The sequence below is a fragment of the uncultured Microbulbifer sp. genome (assembly GCF_947504145.1).
Lineage (GTDB): Bacteria > Pseudomonadota > Gammaproteobacteria > Pseudomonadales > Cellvibrionaceae > Microbulbifer.
In genome coordinates this window covers 121,689-134,424 of sequence record NZ_CANNGQ010000002.1, presented here as the reverse complement: position 1 = coordinate 134,424, position 12,736 = coordinate 121,689, and the positions used below count along the sequence as shown (strand labels likewise).

11 protein-coding genes are annotated in these 12,736 nt (G+C 58.1%); 6 read left to right on the top strand and 5 right to left on the bottom strand.

Annotated elements, in window-relative coordinates; all coding sequences use genetic code 11:
• The first annotated feature begins 21 nt into the window (after positions 1–21).
• Positions 22–1,701: an NAD-dependent malic enzyme gene (locus tag Q1A74_RS07145; RefSeq protein ID WP_299594139.1), complete on the top strand. Its 1,680-nt coding sequence runs from the start codon at positions 22–24 to the stop codon at positions 1,699–1,701.
• A gap of 152 nt (positions 1,702–1,853) precedes the next feature.
• Here Q1A74_RS07145 and Q1A74_RS07140 read toward each other — a convergent pair whose 3' ends face one another.
• Both Q1A74_RS07140 and Q1A74_RS07135 read right to left on the bottom strand, forming a co-directional pair.
• Complete coding sequence (locus tag Q1A74_RS07140) at positions 1,854–2,555, bottom strand: ChrR family anti-sigma-E factor (protein WP_299594137.1); 702 nt, start codon at positions 2,553–2,555, stop codon at positions 1,854–1,856.
• A 10-nt stretch (positions 2,556–2,565) separates the two neighbouring features.
• Complete coding sequence (locus Q1A74_RS07135; protein ID WP_299594135.1) at positions 2,566–3,147, bottom strand: sigma-70 family RNA polymerase sigma factor; 582 nt, start codon at positions 3,145–3,147, stop codon at positions 2,566–2,568.
• A 264-nt stretch (positions 3,148–3,411) separates the two neighbouring features.
• Here Q1A74_RS07135 and Q1A74_RS07130 point away from each other — a divergent pair, with 264 nt between their 5' ends.
• From Q1A74_RS07130 to Q1A74_RS07110, 5 genes are all read left to right on the top strand, one after another.
• Positions 3,412–3,849: a nuclear transport factor 2 family protein gene (locus Q1A74_RS07130; RefSeq protein WP_299594133.1), complete on the top strand. Its 438-nt coding sequence runs from the start codon at positions 3,412–3,414 to the stop codon at positions 3,847–3,849.
• Between the two features lie 3 nt (positions 3,850–3,852).
• Positions 3,853–4,644: an SDR family oxidoreductase gene (locus tag Q1A74_RS07125; RefSeq protein WP_299594131.1), complete on the top strand. Its 792-nt coding sequence runs from the start codon at positions 3,853–3,855 to the stop codon at positions 4,642–4,644.
• The gene (locus tag Q1A74_RS07120) at positions 4,641–5,999 is read left to right on the top strand and encodes an NAD(P)/FAD-dependent oxidoreductase (RefSeq protein WP_299594129.1); all 1,359 of its coding nucleotides are present in this window, start codon (positions 4,641–4,643) and stop codon (positions 5,997–5,999) included. The genes Q1A74_RS07125 and Q1A74_RS07120 overlap by 4 nt, the downstream gene beginning before the upstream one ends.
• Entirely contained in the window at positions 5,953–6,759 is an 807-nt protein-coding gene (locus tag Q1A74_RS07115) for a DUF1365 domain-containing protein (protein ID WP_299594127.1), read from the top strand. Before Q1A74_RS07120 ends, Q1A74_RS07115 begins: the two co-directional genes overlap by 47 nt.
• Positions 6,760–6,835: 76 nt before the next feature.
• The gene (locus tag Q1A74_RS07110; protein ID WP_299594125.1) at positions 6,836–8,110 is read left to right on the top strand and encodes a cyclopropane-fatty-acyl-phospholipid synthase family protein; all 1,275 of its coding nucleotides are present in this window, start codon (positions 6,836–6,838) and stop codon (positions 8,108–8,110) included.
• A gap of 5 nt (positions 8,111–8,115) precedes the next feature.
• Here Q1A74_RS07110 and Q1A74_RS07105 read toward each other — a convergent pair whose 3' ends face one another.
• From Q1A74_RS07105 to Q1A74_RS07095, 3 genes are all read right to left on the bottom strand, one after another.
• Entirely contained in the window at positions 8,116–8,961 is an 846-nt protein-coding gene (locus Q1A74_RS07105) for a polyphosphate kinase 2 family protein (protein WP_299594123.1), read from the bottom strand.
• A complete protein-coding gene (locus tag Q1A74_RS07100; protein ID WP_299594121.1) occupies positions 8,958–11,495 on the bottom strand; it encodes a plasma-membrane proton-efflux P-type ATPase in 2,538 nt (845 codons plus the stop codon). Before Q1A74_RS07100 ends, Q1A74_RS07105 begins: the two co-directional genes overlap by 4 nt.
• A 234-nt stretch (positions 11,496–11,729) precedes the next feature.
• Positions 11,730–12,506 (bottom strand): P44/Msp2 family outer membrane protein, encoded by a 777-nt coding sequence (locus tag Q1A74_RS07095; RefSeq protein ID WP_299594119.1) that lies wholly within the window; start codon positions 12,504–12,506, stop codon positions 11,730–11,732.
• Positions 12,507–12,736 lie beyond the last annotated feature (230 nt).

Sequence of the window (12,736 nt, the reverse complement as noted above, 5' to 3'; positions counted from 1 at the left end):
TTACTGATTCCGCGATGTTTTATGAGCCAGAAAGATAAACGCCCCCTGTACATCCCCCACGCCGGCCCGTCCCTGCTGGAAATCCCCCTGCTCAACAAGGGCAGTGCGTTTTCCCTGCAGGAGCGCATCGAATTTAACCTGATCGGCCTGCTGCCCACCAACGTGGAATCCATCAGCGAACAGGTGCGCCGCGCCTATCATCAGTACGAGCAGTGCAATACCGACCTGGAGCGCCACATCTACCTGCGCGCGATTCAGGACGACAACGAGACCCTGTTCTTCCGTCTGATCGAGCAGCACATCGAAGAGATGCTGCCGATCATCTACACCCCCACCGTGGGTGCCGCCTGTGAAGAGTTTTCCAATATCTACCGCAACCACCGCGGGCTGTTTGTGTCTTACCCGGACCGCAAACATATGGACGACATTCTGCGCAGCGCGACCAAGGAGAACGTCAAAGTCATCGTGGTGACCGATGGCGAGCGTATCCTCGGCCTCGGCGACCAGGGCATTGGCGGTATGGGCATCCCCATCGGCAAGCTGTCTCTGTACACCGCCTGTGGCGGCATCAGCCCGGCTTACACACTGCCGGTCACACTCGATGTGGGCACCAACAACCGGACTCTGCTGAACGATCCCATGTATATGGGCTGGCGCAACGAACGTGTTTCCCAGGAGGAATACGACGAATTTATCGAGGAGTTCATCGCCGCGGTGAAACGCCGCTGGCCCAAGGTGCTGATCCAGTTCGAGGACTTCGCCCAGGCCAATGCCATGCCGATCCTGAATCGCTACCGCGACCAGGTGTGCTGCTTCAACGACGATATCCAGGGCACCGCATCTGTGGCGCTCGGCACCATGCTCGCGGCGTGCAAGGCAAAAGACGAGAAGCTTTCCAAGCAGAAGGTGCTAGTGGTTGGGGCCGGTTCTGCCGGCTGTGGCATCGCCGAGCAGGTGGTGTCGGCGATGGTGCACGACGGCCTGAGCGACGCCAAGGCCCGCGAACGCATCTTCATGTTCGACCGCTACGGCCTGGTCACCAGCGACATGAAGGGCCTGCACGACTTCCAGGAAAAACTGGCCCAGAGCACCGACAAATACCCGCAATCCCCGGAGTGGGATCTGCAGACCCTGATCGAACAGGTCAAACCCACCATCCTGATCGGCGTATCCGGCCAGGGCGGCCTGTTTACCCAGCCGGTGATCGAGGCGCTGCACAAGGGCTGCAAGCGCCCGCTGGTAATGCCCCTATCCAACCCCACCTCCCGCGCCGAAGCCACCCCTCAGGAAGTGCTGGAGTGGACGGACGGCGAGGCCATGGTGGCCACCGGCAGCCCATTTGAGCCGGTGGAACTGAACGGAAAGAAATACCCCATCGCCCAGTGCAACAATGTGTATATCTTCCCCGGCATCGGCCTCGGTGTGATCGCCGCCAACGCCAACCGGGTGACCGAGAATATGCTGATGGCCGCATCCAACGCGCTGGCGGAAAACGCACCGGTGGTGCAGAAGGGCAGCGGCGCGCTGTTGCCCTCCCTGTCGGATATCCGCGAAGTGGGCAGGGCCATTGCCATGGCCGTGGGCCTGCAGGCGCAGGAAGACGGCGTGGCGCCGGGGATTACCCGCGAGAAGCTGGAAAAGAATATCGAGAAAAATTTCTGGTCGCCAAACTACCGGCGCTACCGGCGCGTGGCTTTCTGATTCAGAACACGGATCAAGAAAAACACTGACCCAAAAAACACTGCCCCAAAAAACACTGCCCCAAAAATAGTAGCGCCCCATAAAAAAACCGCGGAAATCCGCGGTTTTTTTATTTGTTGGCAGCTGTTGCCAATGGATCCCGAAGAGCAGCCTTACCCCGGCCGAAATCCGAGAAACGGATTGACCAGCCAGCCCAGTACCCCGGTGACCGACACCGGTGCTTCCACTACCGATAAACACAGGCACTCCTGATCTTCGGTGGCGATCGGGCGATGCACTTCACCGGGGTTGCGCACCAGGAAATCCCCCGGGCGGTAGAATCCATCCGCATCGGAAAAGGCACCGTGCAACACCATGATGATTTCCTGCCCGCGGTGATCGTGCTCTGCGGTGCGCCCGCCCCGGCAGATGCGGTGGAAGGCCACCTCGTATTTATCCTGGCCGGTTTTCAGGCGGGTCATTTTCAACGCGGGCGAAACCCGTCGCCATTTCAGCGGCCCATTCTTTGCAACCAGCTTGCCCACCACCCGCGGCAACGACGCCAGCGCCGGGTCCGTGGATGGATTATTTGACCGCGGTTGACGCGCATCGTTATTCGGCAAATCTTGTTCCGGTGAGGAGTCCTGATCAGCACGATCAATTCTCTGCATCAACTGATCAAACGCGGTGCCGGCCACCGGCTGGGGATCGGAATTGTCCAGCAGGGTGCCGCCGATGCCATTCAACTGTTGGTGCTGCTGCTGGCAGGCCGGACACATTTCCAGGTGCGCCTTGACGGCGAGGCTCTGCGCCCAGGGCAGGGTGCCCGCGGCATATTCCAGCAGCATTTCTTTTTCGGGGTGGTGGCGAATCATACTGACCTCGTTACTCGACACGTTTCAGCGCGGTTTGTAGCTTCTTCAGCGCCAATCGCACTCGGGACTTGACCGTCCCCAGTGGCAAACCCAGTTCCTGTGCAATTTCACTGTGGGATTTGCCCTCCATATACGCCTTGTGCAAAACGTGGCTCTGGTCCGCCGGCAGGGTTTTTATACCCTCGGCAATCTCGCTCTCGTTGCGACGCTGTTGCAGGTTGATCAGCGGCTGGTTATCCGCGCTCTCATCCCAGATATCGTCCACGTCCACTTCACTATCCGTAACGTGGCGGCTGCCGCGCCGCATCAGGTCGATACGACAGTTGCGCATGATGGTGTACACCCAGGTATTGGCAGACGCCTTGTGCGGGTCGAAGCTGGGCGCCTTGCGCCACACACGGAACATCACTTCCTGCACCAGCTCGTCTGCGGCCTCCGGGGCCAGCGCCTGGGTGTTGCGGCTGTAGTGAAACCCCTTGATCAGCGGTGCATAGTGGCCGAACAGCTGCTCGAACGCGCGTCGGTCGCGCTTGTCGCCAACCAGCACGAGCAATCTGCTCCAGTCGTCGTCTCGCCGCTGTTCAGGCTGCACCCTGTCTCCGAACTGTATTATTCCGCCCAATGGTTCCACCATCTTAGCCATCTGAACTGTCCTGTCGACGGTTTACTACGTGGATTCCAGCAGGTTGGATCACTTTAGTGTCCGGCGCCTCTGCCCGCTGCGGCAGAAAAGTTGACTGACAAGTCGTAGCTGCACCAGCAAGTCACTTCCGGGGCAGGCTATAGATCCAATCTGGGCTGGCCGGCGTAAACTCCAACAGTCATAAAGAACTCACCCGTCAACACGGAGGCGGACATGTCCTCGCTGATCACCGAACTGCAGACCTACTACCAGGACTTTCTCCGCGCCGATACTGAAGCACTGACGCGGTTCTACGATAAGTCTCTGGTATTTCGCGACCCGCTGCACGAGCTGCACGGGCTGGATTCGGTGACCCACTACTTCACCCAGATGCGCGCAGGGCTCAAACGCTGCGAATTCGAGTTTGACGCCACCACCCTCGGCGACGGCAGCGCCTGCTTGCCGTGGCAGATGCACTACGCGCACCCCGCCCTCAATGGCGGCCGGGACCTGACCCTGCGTGGCTGCAGCCTGGTGCGATTCAAAGACCGCATCGACTACCACGAAGATTTTTATGACCTCGGCGCCATGACCTACGAGCGGGTGCCTTTGCTTGGCGCTTTGGTGCGCGGGGTGAAGTCCCGTCTCGCCAAACTGCCGCCGGAGGCCTGAGCCATGAGCGAAATCCGCGACCAATGCATCTGGATCACCGGCGCCGGTTCCGGTATCGGCCAGGCACTGGTGCGTTTGCTGGTCGCGCAAAACAATTTCCTCATCATCAGCGGCCGCGGCAGCGAGCAGCTACTCGAGGTGCAGAAACTGTGCCCGCAACGGATACGCCTGCTGCCCTGTGATGTCGGCAACGACGAGGATATGCAGCGCGCGAAAAGCGAACTGGAATCGCTCACCGACCAGCTCGACCTGGTGATTGCCTGCGCCGGCACCTGTGAATATGAGGATGACCTGCGCCTCGACACCGCCAGCTACCGGCGGGTTTTCGACAGCAACTTTTTTGGTGTGGTGAATACCCTGCGCACCGCACTGCCCCTGCTGAATCACCGCGCTGCGGGCAAAACACCGCCGGTGTTCGCCGCCGTGGGCAGCCTGTCTTCCGTCGTCGGCATGCCCCGAGCGGAGGCCTATGGCGCGTCCAAGGCAGCGCTCGGCTACTTTCTCGATGCGGTGCGCGCGGACACCGCCCGTGTTCCCCTGCGTATCGTGGAGATTCGCCCGGGGTTTATCGACACCCCGCTGACCGCGAGCAATGATTTTTCCATGCCGTTTCTGATGACGCCGGAAAAAGCCGCACAACGTATCCTCGCCGGACTGTCCTCCGGCGCGCGCACCATCGACTTTCCCCGCCGGCTGAGCTGGCCCCTGCGACTCATGGGCTGCATGCAAAGCCTGTGGTTCGGGCTGGTGGCACCGCGCCTGACACGCATTCACCAGTTGAGACACAGAATATGAAAATCGCCATTATCGGCAGTGGTATCTCCGGCCTCACCAGCGCCTACCTGCTGCACCGCCAGCACGACATCACCCTGTTCGAGGCCGGACCCCGGCTCGGTGGGCACACCGCCACCGTCGATGTGCAGGAAGGTGAGCGCACCCTGCCCATTGATACCGGCTTTATCGTCTACAACGACTGGACCTACCCGAACTTCATCCGCCTGCTGGACACACTCGGCGTGGAGTCACAGCCCACGGACATGGGCTTCAGTGTCAGTAATCCACAGCAGCCGTTTGAGTACGCGGGCAATAACTTCAATAGCCTGTTCGCCCAGCGCCGCAACCTGCTCAGCCCAGGCCACTGGCGAATGCTCGGCGATATAGTGCGCTTCAACCGCAGCGCCGTGCGCGACCTCAACAACGGAAACATTGACGAGGCGATCTCACTTGGCGACTACCTCACGCGCAATCACTATTCCGAGGAGTTCTGCCAGCGCTACCTGATCCCCATGGGGTCGGCGATCTGGTCTGCCAGCCTGACGCAGATGCGCAGCTTCTCCGCAGCGTTTTTTATCCGTTTTTTCGTCAACCACGGCCTGCTGAATATTTTTAATCGGCCCCAGTGGCGCGTTATTCGCGGCGGCTCCCGGGAATACATCGCACCACTGGTGCGCGGTTTCGCCGAGCGCATTCGGCTGAACACACCGGTCACCGGGGTAATCCGTTCGGAATCCCATGTGGATATTCAGACTGCGACGGGCGAGGTCGAGCGCTTCGACGAGGTCATTTTCGCCTGCCACTCGGACCAGGCACTGGCCTGCCTGAGCGATCCCAGCCAGGACGAGCGCGAAATTCTCGAGGCCATCCCCTACGCAAACAATTCGGTGGTACTGCACACCGACACCAGCCTGCTGCCCAGTCGTCGCACAGCCTGGGCGAGCTGGAATTACCGGCTCGGCGAAGACGCATCCAGCCCCCCGATTCTCACCTACAACATGAATATCCTGCAGCGCCTGGACACGGAGAAAACCTACTGCGTTACACTCAATGCCGAGAGCTCGATCGACCCGGACAAGGTGCTGCAACGATTTGAATATGCACACCCGCAGTTTTCGGTGGCAGGCAGACAGGCTCAGGAACGCTGGGCAACTATTAATGGCGTCCGCCGCACCTGGTTCTGCGGCGCCTACTGGGCCAATGGTTTCCATGAGGACGGCGTGACCAGCGCCCTGCGTGTCGCCCGGCAGTTTGGCGCATCCCTGCCTGCGCAATCTGCCACCGCCACATTACCCCCTGAATCCGAGCACTGCCCGGGGGAGAAGAATCATGCAACAGCCGACACCGATCTCATCCATGCACAGCGCAATCTATAGCGGCTGGGTACAGCACCGCCGCTTTGCACCCCGGGCGCACCACTTCCGCTACCAGGTGTTTATGGTCTACCTGGATCTGGCGGAACTCGCCCAGCTATCTTCGCGCTCGGTTTTCTGGGGAGAGGGTCCCTGGGCACTGGCGCGTTTTCGCCGCGCGGATTTTTTTGGCGATGCGCAAATCCCCCTCGACGAAGCGGTGCGCAACCGGATTGAAGAAGAGGCCGGCACCCGACCCACCGGCCCCATTCGCGTACTGGCGAACTGGCGTTACTTCGGGGTGAACATGAACCCCATTTCCATTTATTACTGCTTCGACGAAACCGGCAGCCAAGTGCAGTGGCTGCTACTGGATGTTCACAACACCCCATGGAACGAACGCCACGGTTATGTGCTCGATTGCCGAAACCAGAACAGCGTCCAAAAAACCCGCTTTGATAAAGCCATGCATGTTTCCCCATTTATGCCAATGGAACAGGTATACCACTGGCGCAGCTGTACCCCGGGTAAACGGTTGACGGCATTCCTGCAGAATGTCCAAGAAGACACGAAAGTGCACGACGCCACCCTGTCACTGACCCGCCACGAAGTCTCCGCAAAAACACTCAACCGGGTTTTGATCCAATACCCACTGATGACCGTAAAAGTTATTGCCGCTATATACTGGCAGGCACTTAAACTATGGCTCAAGCGTATACCGGTGATCGCGCATCCCTCACGGCAATCACCGCCACAGCGAGAGCCGGAAGAGCAGTCCGAATAGGACGCGTTTTTTATAACAAGTTTCGCCGATTAAAGATTTCGTCGATAAAGAATTTCGCCGATAGAAGGTTCCGCTGATGAAAAGTATTCACCATTTGGCGCACTCAGCAACCGATGCCACACCGGATGCTTCCAATACCCAGCCGCGCTGGCGCACGCGTCTGGCCCGCCGATTGGTGCACGATCGCCTGCAGGGCCTTCAGTTCGGCGGGCTGACCATTGAGGAGCCGGCCGGCAAACTGTTTGTGTTCGGCGACAAATCCGGCGCGAACGCCCGCATTCGGGTACGAGACCCGGAGGCCTACATTCAGATTCTTCTCGGTGGCTCCATCGGCGCTGGCGAAGCCTATATGGATGGGCATTGGGACTCCCCGGACCTGGTCGCTGTGGTGCGCCTGATGGTGCGGAATATGGCGCTGCTGGAAAATTTGGATTCCAGTTGGAGCCTTATCTCCAGCGCAATAGCGAAAGTGTTGCACCGCCTGAACGACAACAGTCGCCGCGGTTCACAGCGCAATATCGCCGCCCACTATGACCTGGGTAATGATTTTTTCCAGCTCTTTCTCGATCCCACCATGCTGTATTCCTCGGCGGTGTTTCCCAACGAATCCGCCAGCCTGCACGAGGCATCGGTATACAAATTGGAAAAAATCTGCGAGAAACTGCAGCTCACTGAGAACGATCATTTGCTGGAAATTGGCACCGGCTGGGGTGGCATGGCGGTACATGCGGCAAAACATTATGGATGCCACGTAACCACCACAACCATCTCCCGTGAACAGTATCAGTATGCCAAGGCGTGGGTGGAAAAAGAGGGGCTGCAGGACCGCGTCACCTTACTGCTGAATGACTATCGCGATTTACAGGGCGAATACGACAAGATCGTGTCCATCGAAATGATCGAGGCGGTCGGCTACTCCCACTACCACGAGTTTTTTCACCGCTGCAGCCACCTGCTCAAGCCGGAAGGACGGATGGTGATGCAGGCGATCACGATCCAGGATCAGCGTTTCCACAGCTACCGCAAGCGTGTGGATTTTATTCAACGCTATATTTTCCCCGGCGGTTGCCTGCCCTCCAACCAGATTATTGCCGAGCACATTGCCGATAGTACCGATATGCAGATCGTTGGCCTGGAAGACATCACCCACGACTACGCATGTACTCTGCACGCATGGCGTGAGGCATTCTTCGCCCAGCTCGATGCGGTGCGCGCACAGGGCTTCGACCGGCGCTTCATTCATATGTGGGACTACTACCTGTGCTACTGCGAGGGTGGTTTCCTTGAGCGCGCCATCAGTACGGCGCAGTTTGTTTTCGCCAAACCGCGCTGTACGCCGACGAGATTCTGATAATTTTATTCCCTGTCGCTGTGCGCCCGATGAAGTGAGTGATACTTCTCCCGGATCTCGTCAATATCCACACTTGGCTCGGGGAATTGCATGTTCATCGACTCGAGTGCCCGCACCACAATGTGGGAAATGGCCAGGTTGCGAAACCACTTGTGATTGGCGGGAATCACAAACCAGGGCGCGTGATCAGTGCTGCATTTTTTCAGTACCGCCTCAAACGCCTTGGTGTATTTATCCCAGTACTGCGCCTCACTGTAATCGCTGTCGCTGATTTTCCAGTGACGCGCGGGATCATCAATCCGCTTTTTGAAACGCTCCAGTTGTTCTTCTGGATCGATATGCAGGTAAAACTTGAGGATGGCGGTGTCGTTGTCTGCAAGCAACTTTTCGAAGTTATTGATGTGTTCGTAGCGCCCGGACCACACTTTCTTCGGCACCATCTTGTGCACCCGCTGGATCAGTACATCTTCGTAGTGGGAACGGTTGAAAATGGCTACGTGCCCACGCCGCGGGGTCACCTTGTGGCAACGCCATAAGAAATCGTGCTCCCGCTCCGCGGTAGACGGTTGCTTGAACCCGGTCACCGTACAACCCTGCGGATTCATCGCGCCGAGTACGTGATTGATGGTGCCGTCTTTGCCGGCGGCATCGCGCCCCTGCAAGCAGATCAACAGGGAGCGTTTGTGCTCGGCGTACATCCGATACTGTAATTCGCGCAGTTTGCGCTTGTATTCCTCGATGACCGGCAGCGCCGAATCTTCATCTTTATGCTCGCCGTGAAACGACGCATCGATTTTATCCAGGCGGATCTTACTGCCGGGTTTCACCCGGAATTCATCGTAGTAATTCACCGGCCTACCTCCTGCGCCTGGTCGGCATTCTGCAGGTGCCGATAAAGCACCCTTTTCACAATATCCAATACCAACATCCACACCAGCATATACAGCCACACCAGCCCGATCACTTTCCAGGGAATGGCGGGCACCAGCCAGCCGAATCCACACACCAGCACCGCCAGAACCTGCGTGCCCGCGATGGCGGCAAACAGCGGCAATGCCGGCCAGGGCCGGGCAAAAAATGCATGGCGCGCGCGCACCACAAACAGCAGTAAATGGCCGCCAGCGACGATTTGCAGGAACACGATGGTTTGCAACTGCTCTTTGCTAAGGCTGATCCAGGATTGCCAGTGCGGGTTGCTCAGCCACTCCATGCCGATCAGCAACAGGCCGACGGTCTGCGCAATGGCAAACAGGCCGAGGATACCCGCGCAGAACAACAGGCGATACATATGCCAGTGCATTGGCTTTGGTGGCACCCGGGTATTATCGTAGGCGATAGTCATGATGGGTACATCGTCCAGCAATGCGATCAAAACGATCATCACCGGTGTGAGCGGTGAAAAATTGAAAAACACCGTAGCGATCACCACCACCGCCATAATGTCGAGGGTCATGGCGACACGGAACAGGATGTAATTCAGGATGCGCTCGAAAATTTTGCGCGCCTCGTCAATGGCATCTACCACCGTGGACAGGCCCGGCGCGGTGAGAATAATCGCCGCCGCCGCGCGCGCGGCATCGGTGGCACCGCTCACCGCAATGCCGCAATCCGCCTGCTTTAGCGCCGGCGCATCGTTGACGCCATCACCGGTCATGGCTACCTGGTGTCCGCGGCCCTGCAGCGCTTTTACCATGGCGTATTTGTGTTCGGGGAAAACGCGCCCAAAACCGTCGACTTTTTCCACACTATCAATGCAGGTTTCCGGCAGGTGATCGGGGTTCATGTCTTTTGGGAAAACATCGGCGGCGTTGAGGATATTGGTACCGATGCCCACCTGTTGGGCAATTTCCCGTCCGATGGCGACGTCGTCGCCGGTAATCATTTTTATCGCCAAGCCGTGCTCGCGCGCCTTTTGAATCGTTTCGGCGGAGTCCTCCCGCGGCGGATCCTCCAGCGACAGAATGCCGAGAAACGACCAGTGGCTGCCGCCATCGGCGGACATGGATACGGCCAGAGCACGCAACCCGCGTTCGGCCAATTGCGCCACGCTGCGGTCCATTTTTTCCGCCGCCTCACCCTTCAGCCCGCACAACTGCGAGATCGCCTGGGGTGCGCCCTTGGCAAAGGTGAGTGCATGGCCATCGGCATCGGTGACCTCGGAAAGCGTGTGTTTGCTCACTGGGTCGAAGGGGGTGAAGGTGCCGCGCCGATATTTCTGCAGCGCGCCGGGATCAGTGACGCCGGCAAAAATTGCCGCGTCGATAGGGTCGGAGGAGCCCGCTTCGGAGGCGAGCGCCGCGCCGGTAATCAGGGTATCGGCGTCTTCCGCGTCAAACAGCTGCGGTTCGTGCAGGGAAAGCGCATTCTTGGTGAGGGTGCCGGTTTTGTCGGTGCACAGGATGTCCACACCGGCCAACTCCTCAATGGCCTCCAGGCGCGACACAATGGCTTTCTTGCGCGAGAGCGCCAGGGCACCCAGGGCATTGGTGACCGTGACCACCGAAGGCAAGGCCACGGGAATGGAGGCAATCAGCAACACCAGTACCAGGCGCAAAATATCCAGCGCATCGGACCAGTGCCAGTGTTCCGCGGAAACGATATCCCGGTGCAGCTCACTGCCTACCAGTATCAACGCCAGCAACAAGCACAGGACAATCAGGAAATCGCCAATCTGCGTCATCGCCCGCTGCGAGTGGGAAAGTCCCTTGCCGGCACCGGCCACCAGACTGGCGGTGCGCCCGAAAAAGGTGTTCGAGCCGGTACCAATCACTACCGCGCTCATGGAGCCGCGCTTGGCGATACTGCCGGAATAGCCGATGTCGCCGACCTTCTTGTCCACCGGCAAAGATTCCCCGGTCAGCGCCGCCTGATCGATGCTGATGGATTCGCCATCAACAAAGCGCACATCCGCCGGGACTATCTGGCCGAGGCGGATGCGTACAATATCCCCGGGCACCACTGACACGGCATCGATGCTCTGGTATTTGCCGTCCCGCAACACTTCGGCTTTGGGCGCCATGCCCGCCTTCAGCGCCGCCAGCGCCATCGATGCCTTGCGCTCCTGCCAGAACCCGGTGGCCGCGTTGTACAACAGCAACAGCACAATGATGGAAAAATCCGCCCAGTGCCCAATGATCGCCGACAGCAATGCGGCACCTTCGATCATCCACGGGATAGGCCCCCAGAAATAGCGCAGGAAACGTTTCAAGGCGCTTTCTTCTTTGGCGAGAATCGCATTGGGACCGTATTGTTGCAGGCGCGTATCTGCCTCGGCAGCGGACAGGCCTTTGCCGGATGTCTTCAGTTTGGCGTACACGCTATCCAGGTCGGCCTTTTCAAGGTCTTTCGCTGTTGTCGACGCCGCCGGCGGAGTAGATTGCTGCACGTTATGCCCTTTTCGCACAAACGAATACTGGGGCCATCTGTGGGAGAGAGCCCTTACTACAATCTAGCAGTACCATATCAATCAGATCGCATGGGGCTTCTGTGCTCCAGGTTAGTCTCCATGATGAGACTGTTAAATGGAGCGACACCCCAGGCAACTATTTCGCAAGGCGTAGAAAAAAGCCGCCTGTAAGGCGGCTTGAACGGGGCAACTCGAGGGCATGACTCTTATACTTCAAAACTTCCAGCGGGCACCAATTTCTGCGAGCCAGCTTTCGTTTTCTATTTCAAAACTGGCGGGCAGCAGGTCCGCTCTCACTTCAATATCATCTGTCTGACGCCAGCGCAGCCCGCCGAAAAAGCTCAGCTGCTCGCTGCACCAATAGTTCAACCCCGCCATTACCTGATAGGCGAATACGCTGTCATCGTCATCGATGATCCCCACCCCCGACGGGTTGTACTCAACATCTACCCAGGCATTACCAATACCCGCACCAATATATGGCTTCAGCGTCCAGCTGATATCGAAATCGTAAAACGCATTGATGAACAGATAGTCCGCGGTAAAGTCTCCGGCACCGTCGGCAACCAGGTCCGCTACGGAAATACCCAGGTTCCCGGGCAAGCCGCTCACCAGCACGCCAGCGTCTTCGTTGCTAAGATCGATCCCAGCCGCCATTACATTGAAATGTGAATCCACGTCATGGCTGGCGTAGGCGTATTCCGCTTCAAAACGCAACTGGTTCATCTGCCAGCCAATAGCGAGATTGGCACCGGCTCCGCTGTCCACGTCCGTATTCCAACCCACTGCCGTACCGACGGGTAGCACAACGCCAGCGGGAATGGCGGTGCCAGGACCGGTGATGAATTGCTGGGTAAAACTACCGTCGTTATAGGTATCATCCATCTCGTTGTAACTGAGGCTTCCGGAAAGATAAAAACCATCCGCCAAAGCGTTTACGCTTGCCACGCCCATGGCGGCAGCCAATAGACTCTGTTTGATATTCAACATATTCCAAACCCGTTGTTAATTCGTTGCGGAAATAATTACGGTAGGAATTCGGGTGTGGATTATCAGATTTTGGGAGATCGTGGTTTTCTGTGCCTTTAATCACAAGATCGTCATTCGGCGCGCATTTAGTGATCCGTATTATTTTGTCGAGCGTAATTTTTATTTGAATTTCACGTCGGGTTCATTCTGGGCAAAAAAATAGCGGGCACCTGGCCCGCTATCTTCATTCC

Bases quoted from the DNA above. Each gene is read 5' to 3' on its own strand.
- Q1A74_RS07145 (WP_299594139.1), top strand. From the start codon at position 22: ATGAGCCAGAAAGATAAACGCCCCCTGTACATCCCCCACGCCGGCCCG.
- Q1A74_RS07140 (WP_299594137.1), bottom strand. From the start codon at position 2,555: ATGATTCGCCACCACCCCGAAAAAGAAATGCTGCTGGAATATGCCGCG.
- Q1A74_RS07130 (WP_299594133.1), top strand. From the start codon at position 3,412: ATGTCCTCGCTGATCACCGAACTGCAGACCTACTACCAGGACTTTCTC.
- Q1A74_RS07125 (WP_299594131.1), top strand. From the start codon at position 3,853: ATGAGCGAAATCCGCGACCAATGCATCTGGATCACCGGCGCCGGTTCC.
- Q1A74_RS07120 (WP_299594129.1), top strand. From the start codon at position 4,641: ATGAAAATCGCCATTATCGGCAGTGGTATCTCCGGCCTCACCAGCGCC.
- Q1A74_RS07115 (WP_299594127.1), top strand. From the start codon at position 5,953: ATGCAACAGCCGACACCGATCTCATCCATGCACAGCGCAATCTATAGC.
- Q1A74_RS07110 (WP_299594125.1), top strand. From the start codon at position 6,836: ATGAAAAGTATTCACCATTTGGCGCACTCAGCAACCGATGCCACACCG.
- Q1A74_RS07095 (WP_299594119.1), bottom strand. From the start codon at position 12,506: ATGTTGAATATCAAACAGAGTCTATTGGCTGCCGCCATGGGCGTGGCA.